Annotated in this window: 15 protein-coding genes and 1 tRNA gene; 6 read left to right on the forward strand and 10 right to left on the reverse strand. The window is 40.8% G+C overall.

Features of this window, described 5'->3' with window-relative positions:
- Positions 1-42 precede the first annotated feature (42 nt).
- Positions 43-3615, forward strand: a complete 3573-nt coding sequence (locus tag H6G96_RS20925) for an NB-ARC domain-containing protein (RefSeq protein ID WP_190913233.1) — start codon at positions 43-45, stop codon at positions 3613-3615.
- A 1-nt stretch (position 3616) separates the two neighbouring features.
- Here H6G96_RS20925 and H6G96_RS20930 read toward each other — a convergent pair whose 3' ends face one another.
- The 10 genes from H6G96_RS20930 to H6G96_RS20975 all read right to left on the reverse strand — a co-directional run bounded on the left by H6G96_RS20930 (position 3617) and on the right by H6G96_RS20975 (position 17026).
- The gene (locus H6G96_RS20930; RefSeq protein WP_190913234.1) at positions 3617-4156 is read right to left on the reverse strand and encodes a hypothetical protein; all 540 of its coding nucleotides are present in this window, start codon (positions 4154-4156) and stop codon (positions 3617-3619) included.
- Positions 4157-4220: 64 nt separating this feature from the next.
- Complete coding sequence (locus tag H6G96_RS41485; protein ID WP_347242259.1) at positions 4221-5480, reverse strand: ADP-ribosylglycohydrolase family protein; 1260 nt, start codon at positions 5478-5480, stop codon at positions 4221-4223.
- A 448-nt stretch (positions 5481-5928) separates the two neighbouring features.
- Positions 5929-7815 carry an ATP-dependent zinc metalloprotease FtsH2 gene (ftsH2, locus tag H6G96_RS20940; protein ID WP_190913235.1) on the reverse strand — a complete coding sequence of 629 codons (1887 nt, stop codon included), beginning with the start codon at positions 7813-7815 and terminating at the stop codon, positions 5929-5931.
- Positions 7816-8201: 386 nt separating this feature from the next.
- Complete coding sequence (locus tag H6G96_RS20945) at positions 8202-8696, reverse strand: hypothetical protein (protein ID WP_190913236.1); 495 nt, start codon at positions 8694-8696, stop codon at positions 8202-8204.
- A gap of 223 nt (positions 8697-8919) precedes the next feature.
- Positions 8920-10365, reverse strand: coding sequence for a glutamate--tRNA ligase (gltX, locus tag H6G96_RS20950; RefSeq protein ID WP_190913237.1), 1446 nt, complete (start codon positions 10363-10365; stop codon positions 8920-8922).
- Positions 10366-10502: 137 nt separating this feature from the next.
- Positions 10503-10576 (reverse strand) — tRNA-Asp (locus H6G96_RS20955).
- Positions 10577-10686: 110 nt separating this feature from the next.
- Positions 10687-12210: a protein kinase gene (locus H6G96_RS20960; protein ID WP_190913238.1), complete on the reverse strand. Its 1524-nt coding sequence runs from the start codon at positions 12208-12210 to the stop codon at positions 10687-10689.
- A gap of 102 nt (positions 12211-12312) precedes the next feature.
- Positions 12313-13935: a serine/threonine-protein kinase gene (locus H6G96_RS20965; RefSeq protein WP_242063352.1), complete on the reverse strand. Its 1623-nt coding sequence runs from the start codon at positions 13933-13935 to the stop codon at positions 12313-12315.
- Between the two features lie 286 nt (positions 13936-14221).
- Entirely contained in the window at positions 14222-15406 is a 1185-nt protein-coding gene (locus H6G96_RS20970) for an esterase-like activity of phytase family protein (RefSeq protein ID WP_190913239.1), read from the reverse strand.
- A 159-nt stretch (positions 15407-15565) separates the two neighbouring features.
- The gene (locus H6G96_RS20975) at positions 15566-17026 is read right to left on the reverse strand and encodes a TM0106 family RecB-like putative nuclease (RefSeq protein ID WP_190913240.1); all 1461 of its coding nucleotides are present in this window, start codon (positions 17024-17026) and stop codon (positions 15566-15568) included.
- A 128-nt stretch (positions 17027-17154) separates the two neighbouring features.
- Between H6G96_RS20975 and H6G96_RS20980 the strand changes: the two genes are divergently transcribed.
- The 5 genes from H6G96_RS20980 to H6G96_RS21000 all read left to right on the forward strand — a co-directional run bounded on the left by H6G96_RS20980 (position 17155) and on the right by H6G96_RS21000 (position 21895).
- Entirely contained in the window at positions 17155-18348 is a 1194-nt protein-coding gene (locus tag H6G96_RS20980; RefSeq protein WP_190913241.1) for an aminotransferase class V-fold PLP-dependent enzyme, read from the forward strand.
- Between the two features lie 78 nt (positions 18349-18426).
- A complete protein-coding gene (locus H6G96_RS20985; protein WP_190913242.1) occupies positions 18427-19509 on the forward strand; it encodes a glycosyl transferase in 1083 nt (360 codons plus the stop codon).
- Between the two features lie 118 nt (positions 19510-19627).
- Positions 19628-20041 carry a secondary thiamine-phosphate synthase enzyme YjbQ gene (locus tag H6G96_RS20990; RefSeq protein ID WP_190913243.1) on the forward strand — a complete coding sequence of 138 codons (414 nt, stop codon included), beginning with the start codon at positions 19628-19630 and terminating at the stop codon, positions 20039-20041.
- 277 nt (positions 20042-20318) lie between these two features.
- Positions 20319-21068, forward strand: coding sequence for a hypothetical protein (locus tag H6G96_RS20995; protein WP_190913244.1), 750 nt, complete (start codon positions 20319-20321; stop codon positions 21066-21068).
- A gap of 38 nt (positions 21069-21106) precedes the next feature.
- Complete coding sequence (locus H6G96_RS21000) at positions 21107-21895, forward strand: Nif3-like dinuclear metal center hexameric protein (RefSeq protein ID WP_190913245.1); 789 nt, start codon at positions 21107-21109, stop codon at positions 21893-21895.
- Positions 21896-21973: the final 78 nt, after the last annotated feature.

Below are 21973 nucleotides of genomic sequence, written 5' to 3' on the forward strand. Positions count from 1 at the left end.
GTTACAAGTTGAAGTTAACTTTAGTAAGCAACCTCTGGGCAAATGACCGTCGAAGAAGCCTTAGCCATTGTTGAAATCATTCTGGAAAAGACATCTCTAAATGACTTGCAAGAAATTATTTTTCGACAGTCATGGGAACAGAAAACATATCCAGAGATTGCTGAAAAGTTTGGTTATGATGCCGACTACATCAAAATTGTTGGCTTTCGACTTTGGAAAATGCTTTCCAAGGCGATGGGTGAGAAAGTTACTAAAGATAACCTCCATTCGTCTTTGAGAAGATGGTGTTCTCGTCAAAAGAATACTGGAGAAATCAAGTCTGATAATCCAGCAAAAACCTATCAAGACTGGGGTGAAGCGCTCGACGTTTCTATTTTTTACGGACGTTTCCAAGAAATTGCCACCTTAGAGCAGTGGATTATCCAAGATCATTGTCGGTTAGTGGCACTATTGGGGATTGGGGGGATTGGTAAAACTTCTTTATCTGTGAAGTTGGGGGAGAAAATTCAGGGAAACTTTGAGTATGTAATTTGGCGATCGCTCTATAACGCCCCTACTATTGAAGCGCTACTCACTAGCTTGATTCAAGTTCTCTCTCACCAACAGCAGGGAGATTTACCCGAATCTGTCAGCGATCGCATTTCTCGGCTGCTTACCTATCTCCAAGAACATCGCTGTCTGCTAATTCTCGATAATGCAGAGACAATCTTAACCAGCAATGAGGGTCGAACAGGTCAATATCGCTCTGGTTACGAAGGGTATGGTGAGCTTTTTAAGCGAATTGGTGAGTTTCGCCATCAAAGCTGTTTAGTGCTGACGAGTAGAGAAAAGCCTAAAGAGGTAGCGGTACTTGAGGGCGAAAAGTTACCTGTTAGAACTCTGCAATTATCTGGTTTATCAATCGCTGATGGACAAGCAATTTTTAGCTGCAAAGGTAGCTTTATTGGATCGGTTGATGAATGGCAAACTCTAATTCAATCCTATGCAGGTAATCCACTGGCGCTGAAGATTGTAGCAACCACCATCCGGGATTTATTTGATAGTAATATTACTAATTTTCTTGCTCAAGGCACTGTTGTCTTCGGCGATATTCAAGATTTGCTAGAACAACAGTTTCAACGTTTATCAGTTTTAGAAAAATCAGTCATGTACTGGTTGGCAATCAACCGCGAACCTGTAAGTTTTGCCGAAATACAGGCTGATTTATTACCCTTGATTGCATCTTCTCAACTCCTAGAAGCATTGTCAGCTTTAGAAAGGCGCAGCCTGATTGAGAAAGGTAGTGCTTTATTCACACTACAGCCTGTGTTGATGGAATACATTACCAGTCGTTTGATTCAAGAGGTTTGTGTTGAAATCGAAACTCAAAATATTTCTCTCTTCAAAAGCCATGCACTGATGAAAGCGACGGCGAAAGACTATATCAAAGAAATTCAAATTTATCTAATTCTCCACCCTGTAATTAAAAAGTTGCTTTCTTTGTTTGGAACTGCAAATCGGATTGAAGCTCAACTGATGAAAATTCTGGCATCACTTCGTGGCAAAAAACCAATGGATGCTGGTTATGTGGGTGGAAACACGATTAATTTACTTCATCAGCTGCAAGTAGATTTAAGCGATCGCAACTTTTCTAGTTTGACGATTTGGCAAGCTGATTTAAAAGGTGTAAACTTACACCAAACCAACTTTGCCTACTCAGATTTAACTAAATCTACCTTTACTGCAAATCTCAGCTATACTTTTACACTGTCAGTTAGTCCAGATAGCAGTCTTCTGGCAATTGGAGATACCCTCGGTAAAATCTCTTTGTGGCAAACAACAGACGGACAGCAACGCATAACCTGGGAAGCACACGCAGGTTGGGTACGTTCCATTGTGTTTAGTAGTGACGGTCAAACCTTATTTAGTGGCAGTGATGACCAAACTGTTAAACAATGGGATCTCACAGGTCGATGCTTACAAGTATTCAGCAGTATGCACAAAGGCTTTGTTTGGTCTGTAGCTCAGGCTCGGCAACAAAACTATTCAGTCCTTGCCAGTGGTGGTATGGATCAAATGGTAAAATTATGGGATATCCAGACAGGGGAATGTCTGAAAAGTCTTGAAGGACACACAGATTGGATCTGGGCGATCGCTCTGAGTAAAAATGGTCAAACTTTAGCTAGTGGCAGCGCTGACCATACTATCAAAATTTGGGATGTCAATACAGGAGAGTGCCGAAAAACCCTGCAAGGGCACACGGGTATTGTTTGGTCTGTAGCATTTAGCGTAGATCAGAAAATACTGGTAAGCGGTAGCGCTGATTACACCATTAGGATTTGGAATCTAGAAGTAATGGAGTGTTTATATACTCTCCACGGTCATACAGCCCATGTCTGGTGTGTGGCTTGTAGCGCCGATGGTAAAACAATAGCTAGTGGTAGTGGTGACACAACAATTCGCTTTTGGGATATTCACACTGGAGAATGTTTGAAAACATTGCAAGGACATACCCACACTGTTCGCTCATTAACATTTAGTCCAGATGGACAAACCTTGATTGCCAGTGATGACAACCAAACTGTTAAATTCTGGGATATTCGCACAGGAAAGTGTTTCAGAACGTTTCGCGGACATGGTAGCGGTGTGTGGGCATTAGCTACCTCTCCACTTAACGATTTCTCTAACAATCAAATCTTAGCTAGTGGTGAAGACCAAACAGTTAAACTATGGGATATTCAAACTGGTAAGTGCATTAAAACCTTGACTGGTCATACTAATTGGATACGAACTGTGGCTTTCCATCCTCAAGGTAAAACTATTGCTAGTGCTGGTGCTGATGAAACGGTGAGAATTTGGGACGTAGAGACAGGAGAATGTTTGCAAATCTTACGGAGTCACATGAACTGGCTGCTTTCAGTCACCTTTAGTCCAGACGGAAAGACTCTAGCCAGTGGTGGTAGCGACAAACAGGTACGGATTTGGGATGTCAAAACTGGGGAATGTCTAAGTGTGTTGTGTAATCACACCAATATTGTCTCCTCACTTGTCTATAGTCCTGATGGCAAAATGCTAATTAGTTGCTGTGCAGATGCCCTAATTCGGGCTTGGGATGTAGTTACAGGAGAATGCTTGAAAACTTTTCGTGGACATACGAACGGAGTTTGGTCAGCTAAATTCACTCCAGATGGGCAAACTTTAGTGAGTAGCAGTGAAGATGCAACTATCAAAATTTGGGATTTCGAGACTTGCCAATGTCTGAGAACCTTTGAAGGACATACTCGCGCTGTAATTAGTGTTGTCAGCCCCGATGGTTGTGTACTGGCAAGTGGAGGAACCGACCAAACCGTGAGAATTTGGGATATGAAAACTGGGGAGTGCTTGAGAATACTCACAGGTCATACAAGATGGGTTTTTGCGATCGCATTTATTCATTCTCCGCTTAAAAGTCCGATTATTGCCAGCAGCAGTGAAGACCAAACCATCCGCTTATGGAATATCGAAACAGGTGAATGTTTGAAAATTCTCAGAACTCCTAGACCCTATGAAGGCATGAATATTACAGGAGCCGTTGGTTTGACGGAATCTGTGCGATCATCACTTTTGGCACTAGGAGCAATAACAGAAAGTTATTAAATCAAGAACAACCCTCGACAAATTCAACTTCTGGTAGTTTACCTGAGCGAAACTGAGTAACAAACTTACCATCAGTCTCAAAGACAACGCGATAGTTCTGGTCAGCACGGTCTTTGGGGATAAATGTCAAGTAGTGTCCGCCTTGGACGTATTTATGAGGTGTGACTTGAATTTGTTCTGGGTAAAGAGACTTAATTTGCGCTTCGGTGTCGCCAATTTTTGCACCTTTGAGGGTAGTAATTTGGGTATTCTGCCGCACATCTACTCTAGAAATGCGACCTTTTGTGACCATGAACGAAATATTTTTGGGTTCATTTTGTGGCTTAACATAGTAGCAATTGTTATTGGGTGAATCACCCACTAGCTTAGTACCAGCAGCCTTTGCCGCTTGGGAAACAGTCATCCCAACTCTTACTGTGCCGATTCCATTGATAAACAATTTTGCCTGATTTGTCAGTTTCGCCTTTGCTACAACTGTACTAACAGTTAGAGAAGAAACCGCCAACGTTAAAGAAGCAAGAGTCAATAACTTAGTATTCATAAATTGTGCAAATAAAAGTGGGTAGATTTTTGTATACATCACCTGGGCTAACAGTTTCGGATTTTCAAGTTGGTGATTGGCGAAATTCTGATATTACTTCAATTAAACCAACGATATTGCGGTTGAATTCAGGTAAATCTTCCGCAGGTATCCAATATTCCTGATGTATGGAACCGCCTACAGTTTTTACGGAGTAGCGGCTTAAAAACTCTGCACGCACCTGAAAACGTGTTACATAGCCAATGTATCCTGTGTCAGTACTTGCCGCATTCCAGTTACGGGCAATTTGTGCGGCGTATTCTTCGTTAAGTACCGGGTAGAAAATAGGCTGTTCAGGTAGTCGAGGAGGAAATTCACGATCGCCACTTTTTTTAATCAAAGCCAGTTCTTTTGGCCCAGTAGGACGGAAAAGTGTGATTGTTTCTCTATCACCTTTGGGCAAAGGTTCTCGTGCTTGCAGCCATGCCGTGGGAATACCTGACACACCTGTAGATACCGCCACAATACCACCCGCGATCGCACAAGTAGTATCTCTATCTCCCAAGCCACTTACAGTTAACCACAGTGCTTCTTCGTAGTTATCAAGGTGCTGGGCAGCACACCATAGTGCAAAGGGGACTGTATCTTGTGCTGAGACATAAGTGCCATTTCCCAGCAGAGTAGCTGCTGATTGCACTGGTGTTCTCTCCGACAAATCACAAGCAAGGCGGATTTTTGAACTTACCTCACTTTCGGGTACATAAGGTAAGACAAGGTTAAGAAACTCTTGTTTACTAGGTATAGAACCTTGTAATCTTGCCGCCCAAGCAGCAGCAACTGCTACGGCAATTGCACCGGCGATCGCTTCTGGATGACTGTGAGTTACTTCGGCGCTAGAACGAGCTTGACTAACAACCAAATCCAGATCCTCAGCAAAGAATGCCCCTATGGGTGCAACCCTCATTGCCGCCCCATTTCCATAGGAACCCTGTCCGTTAAACAGACTACTTGCCAATTTCTGCCAAGATTCGCCATTGCGTATTTGTGTTAACAGCCTGTGCATTGCTGCACCATAACCTCGTTGGCTGTCGTATTGCTTGGCAAAGCTTTCTGCTAGCCTGTCTTGGTTAATTTCTCCATATTCTTGAAGAATTGCCACAATCGAAAGCGCCATTTGGGTGTCATCGGTATAGTACCAAGGTGATGCTGGGATGGCACGGGCGACAATCAGACTTTCTGCCACATCTGGATGGAGAAAAAATCGCTCTCCAAAAGCATCACCCACCGATAAACCTTCAAGGGAATGTTGAGCGCAAAGGAGGCGAGGATCTTTTGTTGTTGGCACAATTCACTCCTAGACTAAAAAGTTATGTAGTTAGGACTAGCCCTTTCAAGGTGACCAACGAAGATACGTTGTTTCAGTGCTACCATCTTGAATCCTCCGCTCAGATTTTGGGCTTTTTGAAGGTTGAAATAACCAATTCTCCTTCTAAATTTCACCACCTTGAAAGGGCTAGTAGTTAGGACTTACGCACTGTACAAATGCATTGTGATGTGAATTAACGAGCTTCAGGAAGTTTTCAGGCTTTTCTTAATTATCCCGCGATCATAAATAGACGATGCTGTACCCTTACGAAAGATATGGTTCTTAACTTGGCTCACATCTTGTGTTTTTTGTCAATACGTAGATTTTGGTAGTATTTTTGTATTATAACTTTTACATAGAATAATGGGGATAGTTTTAACTATCCCCATTTAAATTGAGCAATAGCTCAAGATTTTTCTTTCACAGCTTACAATTGCGGTGCGTACTGTTGCTTTTCAGGGACTTCAGCGTACTCAGCCACAATCTGGCGGAATTCTTCGCCGTCAATGGTTTCTTTTTCAATGAGTAGATCGACTAAGCGATCTGTGACAGTGCGATGGTCACGGACAATCTTCTTAGCGTTTTCGTAGCATTCTTCCACGATCGCTCGGACTTGTCCATCAATGCGAGAGGCAATAGATTCGGAATATTCAGATCGAGTTGTCCAGTCACGACCCAAGAATACTTCACCCTGCTGGCTTTCTAAGGATAGTGGCCCTAAGTCGGACATTCCAAAACGAGTCACCATCTGCCGCGCCATTCCCGATAACTGTTGCAAGTCTCCACCAGCGCCAGTTGTAACTTCAGCAGCCCCAAAAATCACTTCCTCAGCAGCGCGACCGCCCAAAGCACCAGTAATCCGGGCTTTCAACTGAGAACGAGAAATTAACCCTTGTTCTTCATTGGGAGTAAACCAAGTCAAACCTTGCGCTTGTCCTCTTGGGATTAAGGTAACTTTCTGTACTGGGTCATGGTCTTTTAATAAAGTCCCAACCAAAGCATGTCCAATTTCGTGGTATGCAATTAAGCGCTTGCTCTTGCTATCCACCAAAGGAGTGCCTTCCATCCCAGCGACGACCCGATCCACTGCATCATCAATTTCGCGGAGGGTAATAGCTTCTTTGCGTCTTCTAGCAGTCAGAATTGCTGCTTCGTTGAGTAAGTTGGCTAAGTCAGCACCAGTGAATCCAGGGGTGCGGCGAGCGATCGCATCTAAAGATACACTAGGGTCTAGTTTCTTGTTGCGTGAATGGACTTGTAAGATTTCCAAACGCCCTTTGATATCGGGTGCATCTACTGTTACTTGTCGGTCAAAGCGACCGGGACGCAACAATGCTGAATCTAGTACATCGGGACGGTTGGTAGCAGCAATAATAATGATGCCAGTGTTACCTTCAAACCCGTCCATTTCGGTGAGCAACTGGTTAAGGGTTTGCTCTCTCTCGTCGTTACCGCCACCGATACCAGCGCCCCGTTGCCGTCCAACAGCGTCGATTTCATCGATGAAGATGATACAGGGGGCATTGTCTTTAGCTTTCTTAAATAAATCGCGGACGCGGGATGCACCCACACCAACGAACATTTCCACGAATTCCGAACCGGAAATACTAAAGAAAGGTACGCCTGCTTCACCAGCGATCGCTTTTGCTAGTAAAGTTTTACCAGTTCCAGGAGGTCCAACTAACAGCACTCCCTTGGGAATCCTTGCGCCTACAGCAGTAAATCTTTCTGGCTGCTTGAGGAAGGTGACAACTTCTTGCAATTCTTCCTTAGCTTCTTCAATCCCGGCTACATCATCAAATTTGACCCCGGTTTTCGCTTCCATTTGGAAACGCGCCTTGGATTTGCCGAAGTTCATCGCTTGACCTGGCCCGCCAGGGAGGTTGCTAGAACGCCGGAACAAAAAGAACAGTCCGGTAATCAATAAAACTGGGAATATCAGATTGCCCAACAATCCCCAAATTGCGCCATCATTCCGCATCGGGTGAGCATCAAAACTAATGTCTTTTTCTTTGAGCTTGCTAATTAACTCAGGAGCGTTAACAGGCAAATCCACACGCCACCTTTGGACACGATTTTCGATGTCTGGATCGCGGGCTTCTATAATTGCTGTCCTACCACCTTCGTACAGATCCACGCTGGTGACGCGATCGCCATCCAAGTATTCTAGAAATCGACCATAAGTCATGCGGGTATTGGCTGCATTCTTACTCATGTCAGTAGGAGCGCCTGCAAAGGCCCCTTGCCAGAAGAAAAAGCCAATTACCAAAGCCGGCAACGTCCAGAGTACTACAACTTTCCAAGAGAATTTCATTTTAATTTGCCTCTAGATGCCTATACAAATCGTTAGCATTAGCAACTGAATGTGAATCACTCTGTCACTTTAAGCTGTTAAACGGATGTCTATAAATCCATTTTGTTTAATTGGATCTCTTATATGCATTGCCATAGAGCGATTGACGCATTATGGCAATGCCAACAAGAATCTTAATCAAAGTTAACTTAATTTTAATACAATATCGCACGAGAAAAGGGAGGCAACGGGATGCAAAGCTATGGAGAATTTCTTCACAATGCTCCTCGTGTGGTTTTAGCCCTTGACAATCATCATCAGGGAGCAGGGGGCAGGGGGCAGGGGGCAGGGGAGAAGAGTTTTCCCCTCTGCCTCTTTTCCATGCCCAATGCCCAATACCCGATTCTCTACTTAACTTCTGTAATTTGTAGAGTGTAAGGAAGATACTTACCTTTTTCGTAGGAACCAACCCAAATTTGGTAACTTCCAGGCAGCCATTCACCACTAATGCCAGCATTTTTGCCATCAAAATCATCATTGCACCAAGTACCACCGGGTCCCTTGATAATGATGGTGGTGTCTTCAGGACTTTGTACTTGCAACTTTAGGTAGTCAAATTTACTTGTTAGCGCTAATGTATGGTCTGGTGTTTCATCAACAAATCCGGTACAAGGGCCAGTGGCTGTTTCGCTTCTCCCACCTACTTGATTGCCAGATATTGAACCACCGCTCATGCCGCGAACTGTCAGGGGGTCTGGCGAAAACTGAGGGCTAATGGTGACATCTCCAAATATTGTTGGCGCTTCCTGAGCATCAACGCCAGCATTAACTGTCGATGTGATGAAGAGTGTAACTATTATGAACGATAATCTCATCCCTCTATTGAGCGCTTTTGTCAGCATTATAATTACGTTCGCTTCTAAGTATTTTTGAAGACATGAATTTTACACACCAAGTTCCCAAAGTGAGGAGAATTGACTACCTATTTTAGATTTGAAATTAGGAATAATTCATTAGTAATTAACCAATGATTTTTTGTTCTTATAGTTGCTTTACTTTATGGATAGGGGCGCACATTTGTGCGCCCCTATAATCTCAAAGATTTCTAAAATCCGGAATTAATCGCTAATTAGCTTCTGCTATTGCCCGATTCAAGCGCGATTTGTCTAAACCAATCTGATTTAGTAGTAACCAAGATTGGATCAGGTCGGGGCCATGAACATCTCCAGTTAAAGCTGCTCTAAGCGATCGCATTACCAAGCCTTTTTTGACTTTTTGCTCTTTCACCACTTGTTTAATGATGTCCTGGGCGGCGGCTTCTGACAGTTGCGGCTGATTTTCTAAAGCTGTGACAATCCCCTCAAGGACAGCAGTAGAACCTTCTTGCTTCAGCTGTGTACTGCCTTCTTCGCTAAATTCAACTATGTCGGTAAAAAATAATTGGCTTTGAGGTACTGCATCTACCAAACGAGTCAAGCTTTGGCTAATTAAAGTTACTAGTTGCTCTAACCAGGGGCGATCTCTTCCACCATCAAAGTTATACCCAGCCTCTTGCCAATAAGGTATGAGTAAATCTGTCAGTTTATCTACTGGCGTATTGTGGATATACTGACTGTTCAACCAATCTAGCTTGTCCCAGTCAAACTTTGCACCCGCTTTATTTACACGCTCAAAACCAAACTCTTTGGCTGCTGTTTCTAGGGTAAATATTTCTTGAGTTGAATCTGGTGGCGACCAACCCAGTAATGTCATGTAATTCACCAAACCTTCGGCAACAAAGCCCATTTGCTTAAAGTCAGAAATGGAAGTAACTCCATCCCGCTTAGAAAGCTTGCGCCCTTCCATGTTCAAAATTAACGGTGTGTGAGAAAACTCTGGAATTTTTGCACCCATTGCTTCATACAGTAAAATCTGTTTGGCAGTGTTAGCGATGTGGTCTTCTCCCCGGATGACATGCGTGATTTGCATATCGATGTCATCCACTACAACTACAAAGTTGTATAGAGGTTGACCGCTACCTTCTTCTGAGGCACGGGCGATGACCATATCACCACCTAAATCGCTACCTCGCCAAGACATCTTTCCCCTTACTAGGTCGTTCCAGACAATTTCCCGCCCATCTTCGATTTTGAAGCGAATCACAGAGGAGCGACCTTCTGCTTCAAATGCGGCGCGTTGTTCTGGCGTAAGGTTGCGATGACGGTTGTCATAGCGAGGAGCTTCGCCTCTAGCTTTTTGAGCTTCTCTTAGAGTTTCTAGTTCTTCGGAAGTAGTGTAGCAGCGATAGGCTAATCCTTGATCTAGCAGTTTTTGTACTGCTTCTTTATAAAGATCCAGGCGTTGGGATTGGAAAAATGGTCCTTCATCCCAGTTAAGTCCTAGCCAGCGCAGTCCTTCAAGAATATTGTCGGTGTATTCGGGACGCGATCGCTCTAGGTCTGTGTCTTCTATTCGCAATATAAATTTACCGCCGTGGTGACGAGCAAATAGCCAGTTAAATACAGCCGTTCTAGCTGTACCAATATGTAAATTTCCAGTTGGACTCGGCGCAATACGGACTCTAACGGTCACAGTTGATTCTCTCTTTCGCAAAGCATGATAAATGTAGCTTATATTCAAACCCTGAATTCTGAGTCATCCCTTTGGGTAATTCAAAATTCAAAATTACCGAAGTTTAGTTCGGTGATTCACTTTTCATAAATTTATAACGGGACTGACGGGGCTCGAACCCGCAACTTCCGCCGTGACAGGGCGGTGCTCTAACCAATTGAACTACAGTCCCTTGTTTGGCAACTTTGCTATTATCACTATTTTTTTTCTGCTTGTCAAGTGTTTTAGAGTTGAAAATTAGAAATTATTCTTGTCCTGCCTCTCCAATGTGCAAATTTTTCCTTAAATAGATCCTGATAATACGACCTGTGGCTCTGATTCAAGATGCTGCAACATCCGGGATTGCATTTGTTTATACTGCTGCTTTAATAGCTGTTTGCTCACCTGGGGCGCAGAAGCGGGTGGTAGACGATAACTCTGTTGTACCCAGTTTCTCAACATTTGTCGCTGAGTTGGCTCGATGCGACTGCTGAGAACGTTGGTGCAGGAATGTGGTACTTCTAAAGTAAAGAAAATCAAAGGATAGTGTTCATTTTCAGCCAGAAAACTTACCAGCCTAAGATTTTGGGGATTTTTCATATCTAAGTAGCACGGTAGCCACTTAGGAGCCAATTTTCGATTGTAGAGTACAGTCACCCACAACAGCATTGGGTGAGGGGATGTTATGAAGATAAATTGGTTGTAACGGGTAGAAACTGCATAGTTTTTGATTTCTTGTTTAGGCAACATTAACCATAATGCTGCCATCCCTCCCTGGGCAGCGTTTAGAACCTGGGGAAAAACAATTTCTTGAATTGGTTTATTTTCAGGCCACAAAAGTTGACGGCAGCTTTGTTCTACTATGATTGATAATCCAGAATCTAAAGGACGGCTAAGGATGGAGCTAGAGGGTATTGTAGGTAAAGTAGGACAATTTAGCTGTTCTAAGCTGTTTAAGACTTGCAAAATTTCAGCGATAGTTTGTGGGCGATCGCAAGATTTTTTTGCAAGGCAAGACATGATTAAGTTATTTAGCTTCTGAGGTATTTTAAGGGTGGGTTTAACATCTGCGATCGCTTTTGGTTGCTCAAAGTGATGTGCTTTATACCAAGCGCCAAAGTAATCAGTTTCTGGTTGCCAGGGTTTTTTGCCTGTGAGCATTTCAAACATCATCACACCCAGGCTATAAATATCAGAGCGGCTATCTAACTTTTCCCCATCTAGTTGTTCTGGAGAACAGTAGGGTAAAGTGCCATTAAATCCCCTACTTGTACTAGACGTTGATGCATAATCTAAAAATCTAGCAATCCCAAAATCGAGAATTTTAACTAACTGACCCAATATTGGATCGGGAATAATTAATATATTGGCAGGCTTAATATCTCTATGAACCAAGGGACAAATTTTACCATCAATATTAATGCCTTGGTGGGCGCACTGTAAGCCCAAACAAATTTGGCGGGAGAGAGTCAAAAACATGGGCAAGGAGAGCGGAATAAAATCCTTTAAACTCTTACCACACAGATATTCCATAACATAGTATGGTTTTCCTTTTTCATTCACACCATAATCATACGCCCGCACTATATGTAAGCTTTTTTGGCTCAAAGCTGCACTCATTAAAGCTTCACGAACAAAATCTTGTTGCATTTTGCTGTCAACTACAGTCTGAGTCAAAAACTTGATAGCAACTGGTATACCTCCTAACAAAATATCATTTGCTAAAAAAACTTCACCCATGCCACCGCTGCCAATTAATTGCTTGAGTTGATAACGATTGGCAAGCAAGCCCGTACGACTTGGAGATGTAAATAAGCTCTGATTCACTGTCTTTACCTCTGCTGATGAGTTCATTTAAAATTAGCAATACACGCATAAAAATATCACTAGGTAATTGGTAGCAAGGATTTTGATTTTAATCGTAGACTTTCAAGAACGTGATAAAAATTTAAAAAAAACCTCCAATAAATTAGCTATCCAATTTTTTAAGCCTTCTTTTTCAGCTTTATAATGTACGCTTAACTTTTGTAAAATTTCTAATTTCAGCTTTTCGTAATCTGTTTTTAGAAGATTTTTGGCTTGATTAGACAAAATTGATTCATTTGAATTTTGGTTCATCTCTAAGCAATCTATAAGTTGCTGTCGCTGGTTAGCCGTGAGGGTTAAAGTCGTTACATGAGAGCAGCGATTTGGATCTTCTAGGGTAAAAAATAGTAGATGATAGTACCCCACTTCTGCCAAACTACGTGCTATACTCTGTCCTTTACTATCTTTTAAATCCAAAAAATAAGGTAGCCACTTAGCCATTGAAGGTTGGGAATCGTATAGCAATGTTACCCACAATAGCATCGGGTAAACATCCATTTTACTAATAAATTCAGTGTTATGTATCTTATCGAAAAATTGTGTAATTTCTTGTTTGGGTAACATCGCCCAAAAAGTAGGTATAGCTCTATGAGTTGTTTGTAATAAATGGGGAAACCCAATTGGGGCAATTGGTTTATTCTTAGGCCAATTTTTCTGTAAACACTCTTTTTCTGATAATGAAGTTGCAGGGACTAGTTGAACGGGAATTGAAAGCTTAATAATATCACTATTATTACTAGGAGTAATTTCATTAATCTGAGTATTTACTTTTTCTAATATTTCTAATATTTGGTTAATATTTTGAGGGCGATCGCTTACTTCTTTAGCTAAACAACTCATCACCATTTTTTCTAACACCTGCGGAATTTTGACTTGCGGATTTACTTCCTCAAGCGTAGGTGGAATTTGAAAGCGATGCGCTTGATACCAAGTACCAAAAGAGTTACTTTTTGTTTGAAATGGATGCTTTCCTGTCAGCATCTCAAACATTAGTACTCCTAAACTGTAAATATCAGAACGCACATCTAGCAATTTGCGCCCTTCCATATGTTCTGGAGAACAGTAAGGCAAACTGCCAATAAAAGAATCTGTCAGCGTCATGCCACTTCGCTCTGTTAAAAACTTAGCAATACCAAAATCGAGTATTTTGACAATTTCTCTTTGTTTAGTATCTTCAACAATGAATATATTTTCTGGTTTAATATCCCTATGAACAATAGGATAAATTTCTCCTTTGAGACTGATACCTTGGTGGGCACATTGTAAGCCTAAACAAATTTGATTACAAATCTCCACAAATTTCGATATTATTAAAGGCTGAATTTTGAGAATTTGTTTTAGATTTTTTCCTTGCAGGTATTCCATTACATAAAATGGAGTTTTATCCTCGGTAAACCCATAATTTAAGATACGAACAATATTTTTACTTTTACGACCTAATTGAGCGCCAATAAAAATTTCTCTGGCAAAGCGTTGAGACATATGCTGATTAGCCAAATTAAATGATAATATTTTGACTGCAATCAGCATACTTCCTTTAGCAGTGTCTTCTGCTAAATAAACTCTACTCATCCCTCCTTTGCCAATTAAATCTCTGATTAAATAGCGATTATTTAAAAATTGCCCAATGTAATAATCTAATTCTGCTTTTTGCCCTACCATATTCTCAATTTTATTGGGTAACATAAAACTCATTTATGAAAAATATTGTTGGCAAAGCACTCTAACAACTTTAGATAACCATTAAATTTGAATTTAGAAAATATCACAATTTCTAGAAAATTAATCATATCTTGTAATTATGGTTAATCTCTCTGAACATTTTCTTATAATATTGTGTAACATATTTATTAATGAATACGGTTGAGAAATTACACTGAAACTATAAATAAGCTAGATAAAGCTGGCTAGTAGATTCCGTGAATACACAGGAAAAAGTCAATGGCACTAAAGACGCGATCAGTCTGTACCGTTAACGGTTGAGATTCGGGAGCAAACGGCGTAATAATCTGATTAGTGGTGTTTCAATTTTAATTTTAAAAGCTAGTATCTGGGTACGTTGCAGGGAGTTAAAATTGTTATCACTGATGAGAATTAATGATTGCTGACCATCGGGTAGTTTAGGGCCCATAGTTAAGCCTTCGATGTTGTCTAGCAGTACATCTAGGGTTCTTAAATCTAATAGAAGTTTTTTCTGAACTGGCTTAATATTTTTGATGTCAATGGCTAAAAGGCTATCTATCTTATAAATATCATCAGCTCCTTCTAAAGAAACCTGAAACAGAGAAATAGCAAATCCTAAACCAGTAAAAGACCGTTCTAAACTTAGAAAGTGTCCTTGATTATCGAGAGCAAGTAAATCAGGTAATCCACTAGCGAATTTGCCAGTGATATTTAAAAAGGGCGAAACTGCTTCTGTTTGGTAAAGAAATTCCTTTTCTGGCTGGTTGTTGAGCAAGTTATATTGCAAAATTCGGCAAGGAGTACCGATGTTAGGTTTAGCTGCTACGCCATCTTGAATTAGAGCATTCTCGGTGGCTGTAAATAGATGCTTTTTATCGGGTGTGATGGTGAGGCTTTCAAAAGCCAAATTGTTGCGGATACCTTGTTGAGAAGTTTTATCTGGTAAGAATTTGTTTGGTATAGGAAGTATTGCAATTTCTCTACCAGAAGCTAGGGAAAACTCTTTAATAAAAGGATTAATGAATTTTGCAGCATCCCCTTCAGAAGAAATAAATACACTTGCTTTATTAGTTAAGGCAATACCTTCTGTATCAGTTTCACTAGAGCGAAATGTTTGACCATTTTTATTTAAAAATGTGGTAACGCTAATAGGGGCAACTCTACCGTTTTGTAGATAATCCTTGCTTAAGTCGATTTTTAGGGTGTAGAAACGGGCATTAGCTTTTTGTCCCCGGTCATCAGAAATAGCATAATAAAGATTATTTTTTGCATCAAAGGTGATTCCAGATAAACCTCCAACTTCAGCTTTTTGGAAAGTTAAACCTTTCGCTAAGGTGGCTTCTCCAATAAACTCTATGCTACTAACTTCAACACCATTTATGGGTAACAAGTGGAGTAAAATAATGATAATTATAATTGGTATAAAGAAGTAAATAATCCGTGGAATTGCGAAGATATTTTTAATTAGCTGCATAGATATTTTGTTGAAGTGTGAAAATTATAAACAAGATATATAGCATTCCTAAATCATTCGTGAAAAGTTAGATCCCCGACTTCTTTGAGAAGTCGGGGATCTGGACACTGATGATATATATTACAGCCAATTGACAACCTTGATATAATACGAAATTACTTAAGCTAGCCGCAAACCATATTCATCCTGAAAAAAGTTTACAAGCCAATCTTTGACTTCGCGGGTTGCGCGGCAATCATCTTCGTTATAACTTTGGATAATTTCTAGTAAGGTGCGATCGCCTGTTTCTAGCCACTGTTCATACCAGTAAATACATTTAGCACCACTAGCTTCTTTTTCTCGCCACTCAAATCCTAACCAACGAGCGATCGCTTTGAGGGCATAACTTTCTACGGGCAATGCTACACTTTGCGTTAATTGTTCATATACATCCACAAATCGATTCAGTACAGGACGGACTAAGGAGGAAGGAGTGTTGTAAAGCCTTGCCAACCGTTTGACTGTATCAAACTCGTAGACACAAAAATGATAAATTGGCGCTTCGGGATATTGCCAAACCAAATCCAAAAATTGCTGCCAAACTAATCCTTCGTCTTCTGGTTTATCTGCTAAAAACGAATAAAATTGTTCTGTATTAGCAAGTCTATCAACGACCAAAACTCCCAAAAGATAATTTAAATCCAAATCTGGCTGTGCTTCAATATCAAAGTAAAGCTCTACGGGGGCTGTGAAGGTAATATCTTTTATTGGTGGCGGGTAGGGTAAAACTAGGGGTCGTCTTTCCAGTGCAGATTGAGCTTGCACTACTAACTTAGGTGCTACTTCACGGTCGAAACCCACTAGGTTTTCTAAGATGCTGGGACTGGTGTTAGCAAGAGATTCTAGTGTGCTGATGGCTATATCTTGGAGTTGAGTGTAGCGAAGAGGTGTTACGCCTGGTAATAGTGAAAGGTGTTTTTCAGATTGAGCAGCAGCATAACATTGACTATACCAATGGCAAAGATTGCACTTTTGCCGAGAAATAAACACTTCTGGAGGATTCGGTAACTCTAAAACTTCAATAAACTCCTCTAGAATCTGCTGCATCCGTGGTGTCCATTTGAACAGATCCACTGCATAATTGGAATTTTTCGTTCGCAATATGAGCAAAGCTGTTTCTGGTAAAACTCCTTGGACTGTTGCCAACACTTGAGCATGAAATGCAGCGACAACTTGATATTCTTGCTTAGGGCGTTTACCCAGTTCAATACTAGCCGGGACATACATCCAATCTCCAAAATGGGACTGTCCTGGTTGTTTTACAAGTAAATTTGGACGACTCAGTAAGGTGTATCCTTCAGAATAAGTTGCTAACAGCACTCCTTTATAAATGTATTCAACCCCAAGCTGCATCAATTCTAAAGTTGCTTCCTCTGCCTTTTCCCAGTTTCCGTATGAATAATCTGGTTGGTGATAAGTCATCTGTGCCAAAGCACTCAGCTGATGAGCGATTTTGTCCTGTTGCAGTTTTTGCAGCAACTCATTGGGAGCATCGCGCTGACTTTTGTCACCGTGGATATCTAGAAAAGTCCGGCGTTTACAGCGTTGGTATTGCAGTACGAGTTCAGCATTAATTAGCATCCTTTTAAGTTAACAAGAATTAGCACAATCTGGCAGTAACTCAGACAATTAATAATGGAGTGGGAGAATGAGGAAGATGAGAAACTAATGACTAATCCAAAATCTACAATCTAAAATCTAAAATTGGTATGACTAGTACTTCTGTTGCACAAACCAGGTTGCATAGCCATCGAGAGCAATTTCCCGCTTTAGCGAATAAGACTTATTTCAATTATGGAGGACAAGGCCCGATGCCCCAAAGGGCAATGGATGCTATGACTCAAACTCAGGCTTATGTTCAGCAAATAGGTCCCTTTGGCAATGAGGCGTATCGCTGGATAGCACCGCAGACTCAAGCCGCAAGAGAAGCGATCGCTTCGGAGTTACATATACCAAGTCAAACAATTACTCTCACCCAAAATGTCACTGTTGGCTGTAATATCGCCATGTGGGGCATCGAGTGGCGTGCTGGCGATCATATGCTGCTCTCGGACTGCGAACATCCAGGCGTAATTGCCACATCACAGGAAATTGCGCGGAGATTCGCTGTGGAAGTTACTACCTGTCCTCTCAAAGCTACTTTAAATGAGGGCGACCCTGTAAAAGTTATTGCCCAGCATTTGCGTCCTAATACCCGTCTTGTAATACTAAGTCATGTTTTCTGGAATACTGGTCAAGTTTTGCCTCTTGATAAAATTGCCGAAGTATGCAGAAATAATCATTCTTTTCTATTGATAGATGCTGCCCAATCTGTTGGTTTATTGCCTTTAAACTTGACTGAATTGGGTGTAGATTTTTATGCTTTTACTGGTCATAAATGGCTATGTGGCCCTGCGGGTGCTGGTGGTTTGTATGTGCGACCAGAAGCACGAGAAAGCTTAAAACCTACATTTATTGGCTTAAATGGCATTATTGTGGATAGCCAATCTCAGCCTGTGGATTGGCTTCCAGATGGGCGACGGTATGAAGTGTCTACATTAGCTTATCCATTGTATGTTGGGTTAAAGGAAGCGATCGCAATCCATCAGCAATGGGGAACCTCACAGGAACGTTACGAGCAAATTTGTCAAAACAGTGAGTACCTCTGGCGGCGCTTGGTAGCATTACCCGATGTCAAGTGTCTACGAACTTCCCCACCAGAAAGCGGTATAGTCTCCTTCCAACTTGCAAATAATCAGCCTCAAGCTAATCTCAAGTTAGTACAATTCTTAGAGTCACAAAGAATATTAACTCGGACGATTGCCGATCCTGGCTGTATACGCGCCACCGTCCATTACCTTACTTTAGAATCAGAAATCGACCAATTGATTGAGGCGATTCAAAGCTTTTGCAAAAATAGTTAAAAATTAGGAGTTATAAGTTATCAGTTTGGGAATTATGATTTTAACTTGTAACTCTTAACTCCTAACTCCTAACTTAAAATGGAACGCCCAATCTTATACTTAGCGATAACTAACCACGGCTTTGGTCATGCTACTCGCATGGCTTCTGTAGCTGCGACAATTCAAAAATTATGTCCAGAAGTTCTGCTAATTCTGGTAACTACTGCCCCGCGCTGGTTGCTAGAGTGCTATATAGAAGGCGATTTTATCTATCGTCACCGTGCATTTGATTTGGGTGTGGTGCAAACCGATAGTTTGACAATGGATAAAGTAGCGACTTTAGAAAAGTTGCTAGATATTAAAAAGCATCAAAATTCTCTCATTGCCTCAGAGGTTAATTTTATCCGCCAGAATCGCGTTAATCTCATTTTGGCAGATATTCCCTTCCTCACTCCTGGGTTTGCCAAAGGTGCAAACATTCCCTGCTGGATGATAAGTAACTTTGGCTGGGACTTTATCTACCGAGATTGGGGAGATGAATTTACCGCAGTTGCAGATTGGATTAGTGATTGGTATTCAAAGTGCGATCGCTTATTTCGTCTTCCCTTCCACGAACCAATGCAAGCTTTTCACAATATCACAGATGTCGGTTTAACAGGCGGTTCCCCCCGTTACTCTGCTGATGATTTACGTTCTCTTTGGGGAATAACTGCACCAATAGAAAAAACTATTTTGTTAACTTTTGGTGGCTTGGGTTTACAGCAAATTGCCTACGATAACCTGCGGCGATTTCCTGATTGGCAATTTATTGTCTTTGATCAATCTGCTCCTGATTTACCTAATTTAGTAAAAATTAATGACCGCAAATACCGCCCTGTAGATTTTATGCCTATTTGTGGGCGAGTCGTTTCTAAACCTGGTTACAGCACTTTTGCTGAAGCCGCACTATTAGGAGTACCTATTGTTACCATCCCCCGTGAGGACTTTGCCGAAGCAACTTTTCTAATAGAAGGCATTACAAATTATAACCAGCATCAAATCATTACCCCATCTGAGTTTTTTCAAGGGACTTGGGATTTTCTGCGTGAGTTACCTCAATTGCCAAAGCAATCTGAACCAATTGCTAAAGATGGTAATGAAGCGATCGCTCATGCTGTAATTAATTATTTTCGCAGTAATTGAACTTCAAAGTGCGTATTGTATACAAACGAGAACCACTATAAACTTTATTTATATGGTGAGACAAATCATCTAGACTAAAAAATTAACGGTTATTAGTAAATAATCAATTAAATTATAGATGACTCACTACCAAAAACTACTAAAAATTTCCACCACGGGTAAATCTTTTTACAATATCACTGCGAAAATTGAAGCCACAGTTGCAGAATCGGGAGTTGAAACTGGTCTTTGTACTCTATTTTTACGCCATACTTCAGCCAGTTTAGTCATTCAAGAAAATGCCGATCCTGATGTTCTTGTGGATTTAGCTAACTTTATGGCAAAACTCGTCCCAGAATCAGGCAAATACATCCACGATGCAGAAGGGCCTGATGATATGCCAGCACATATCCGTACAGTTCTTACCAAAACTTCTGAACATATCCCTATTAATCGTGGTCATTTAGTACTGGGAACTTGGCAGGGAATTTATATTTGGGAACACCGCCAACGCAGTCATTTAAGAGAATTGGTTGTCCATATTTCTGGATAGCCGACTCTCAAGTTTTATTTAAAATGGAGTTCTGTAGAGTTTAAATACTCTGGTTATCCCACTTACCCTTTGGCTATAATCTCATAAACTTGCGGTGATATACATTAAGTAAATTTCGCCGCGATCGCTTTGTTATGAAAATTAATTAGATATACACCAAATAATTCGTGTCAATTTGTAAATTAAAAAGTAAAGTTTATTTGTGATTATTTAGAAACCTAGTTATTTCGATATAAACTAATATTTAGTGCAAGCTGTCTGGGCTATTTCAATTATTATGAAGCAAGAACTGACACCAACTCATACTTTCCAATATATTGATGAAATACTTGCCCAACAGTCTATTCATTTGTTATCACTTAATCCCCAAAAGACATTAATTACTAGTTTTTCAGAATTGGGAAATTTGATTACTGAACAAAACACCGAAATTGAAATTATTTTAACCATTCAGGAAACTCTCGAAAATATAGTTCATACTCAGTTACAAAACTTTCCAGAAAACATCTTTTGGGATTTTGATTTTCTAGTCAGTAGTATGCTTAGACAGGCTTTAGTAGCAGATGAGGGTGCTATTACTTTTTTAAAGGTTTTTGGTGAAAAGATGGTTTCTCTGATCGAAATGTTTGGAAGTAAAACAGAAATCCGCTTCCGTTACGTTCACGATTTTATGTATGGGTTTGACTGGGCAAGATGGGTACAAAAAGAGCCACAAAAACGCGCACATATAGAGCCTTTTAGTCCGGTTTATTTAGATTATTTGCTCGCTAAAGGTAAAGAAATTTTACAACGGATTAATCACGGTCAGGTCACATCTTATAAATTATGTGACACAGGTTACCGCAATCCCTTCACATTTTCTCGTGAGCCAGAAGATGAATATCGTCTGTTAACTTGTCTTGCTGAGGAGCAATTTATCCCAGTCGCAGTGTGGAACTGGAATGCCAGCCCTGTCTGGAACAAACCTTTCCAAGAAATACGACAGCAATTAGCATTAGAATTAAATATTCAACCACAGAAACACTAATTAGCAATTAAAATTAAAAATTGCTGAAAAAAATAGTTATGAAAATTGCTGACTTAATTACTTGGTTTGAAGCATGGGCAAATCCCGCTTGGTGTGAAAGCTGGGATAATTGCGGCTGGCAGATTGAACCAGGAGTGTTGCAGGAAAAAGCACGGGTTTTGGTATGTTTGACACCGACTTTGGCAGTAATGCAGGAAGCGATCGCTCTGAATGCTAATCTAATATTTGCTCATCATCCCTTAATTTTTACTCCCCCCAAATCTTTACGCACTGGTGAAGCGATCGCAGAAATGGTACGGTTGTCCTTCACCCACAATATTGGTATTTACACTGCTCACACAAATTTCGATCAAGTGCAGGATGGTACTGCTGACGTTCTAGCTCAGATTTTAGAACTTAAAGAAGTTACTCCTATAGTACCGACACAAGCAGGATTAGGATATGGTCGTGTTGGTTTACTAGAGCCATTTCTAACATTACAGGAATTACTCGCAGCTATTCAAACCCGACTTGCTCCCCCTAATTTGATTTTTTCTCCAACTAATGATTTACAGCAAACAATTTCACGAGTTGCTGTTTTGGGTGGTTCGGGGGCTAGTTTTATTTCAGGCGTCGTCAAAAGTGGTGCCCAAGCTTATCTGACTTCTGACTGTAAATTTCATCAGTTTCAAGAAAGCCGCGATCGCAATCTCATTTTAATCGATGCCGGACATTACGCTACCGAACGTCCGGCTTGCGATCGCTTGGCGCAAAAATTCCAGTCCTTAAACTTAGACTGGGTGCAATTAAGTCAAAAGGATGAAGATTTTCGCCAGTTTTTTGCTTGATTGCGTATGTTTCAGGCTATTTTTTGGATATTTGCTTAAAAATTTTTCTATATTTTAATGTTTTTAAATTATGTGCCA

Source organism: Nostoc sp. FACHB-892 (assembly GCF_014698795.1).
Taxonomy (GTDB): Bacteria; Cyanobacteriota; Cyanobacteriia; order Cyanobacteriales; family Nostocaceae; genus Nostoc.

Excerpts from the sequence above, each read along its gene's own strand:
- H6G96_RS20995 (WP_190913244.1), top strand. The coding sequence starts at position 20,319 with ATGAAGCAAGAACTGACACCAACTCATACTTTCCAATATATTGATGAA.
- H6G96_RS20965 (WP_242063352.1), bottom strand. The coding sequence starts at position 13,935 with ATGTTACCCAATAAAATTGAGAATATGGTAGGGCAAAAAGCAGAATTA.
- H6G96_RS21000 (WP_190913245.1), top strand. The coding sequence starts at position 21,107 with ATGAAAATTGCTGACTTAATTACTTGGTTTGAAGCATGGGCAAATCCC.
- H6G96_RS20975 (WP_190913240.1), bottom strand. The coding sequence starts at position 17,026 with ATGCTAATTAATGCTGAACTCGTACTGCAATACCAACGCTGTAAACGC.
- H6G96_RS20990 (WP_190913243.1), top strand. The coding sequence starts at position 19,628 with ATGACTCACTACCAAAAACTACTAAAAATTTCCACCACGGGTAAATCT.
- H6G96_RS20985 (WP_190913242.1), top strand. The coding sequence starts at position 18,427 with ATGGAACGCCCAATCTTATACTTAGCGATAACTAACCACGGCTTTGGT.
- ftsH2 (WP_190913235.1), bottom strand. The coding sequence starts at position 7,815 with ATGAAATTCTCTTGGAAAGTTGTAGTACTCTGGACGTTGCCGGCTTTG.
- H6G96_RS20980 (WP_190913241.1), top strand. The coding sequence starts at position 17,155 with ATGACTAGTACTTCTGTTGCACAAACCAGGTTGCATAGCCATCGAGAG.
- H6G96_RS20945 (WP_190913236.1), bottom strand. The coding sequence starts at position 8,696 with ATGCTGACAAAAGCGCTCAATAGAGGGATGAGATTATCGTTCATAATA.
- H6G96_RS20925 (WP_190913233.1), top strand. The coding sequence starts at position 43 with ATGACCGTCGAAGAAGCCTTAGCCATTGTTGAAATCATTCTGGAAAAG.
- H6G96_RS20930 (WP_190913234.1), bottom strand. The coding sequence starts at position 4,156 with ATGAATACTAAGTTATTGACTCTTGCTTCTTTAACGTTGGCGGTTTCT.
- H6G96_RS20970 (WP_190913239.1), bottom strand. The coding sequence starts at position 15,406 with ATGCAGCTAATTAAAAATATCTTCGCAATTCCACGGATTATTTACTTC.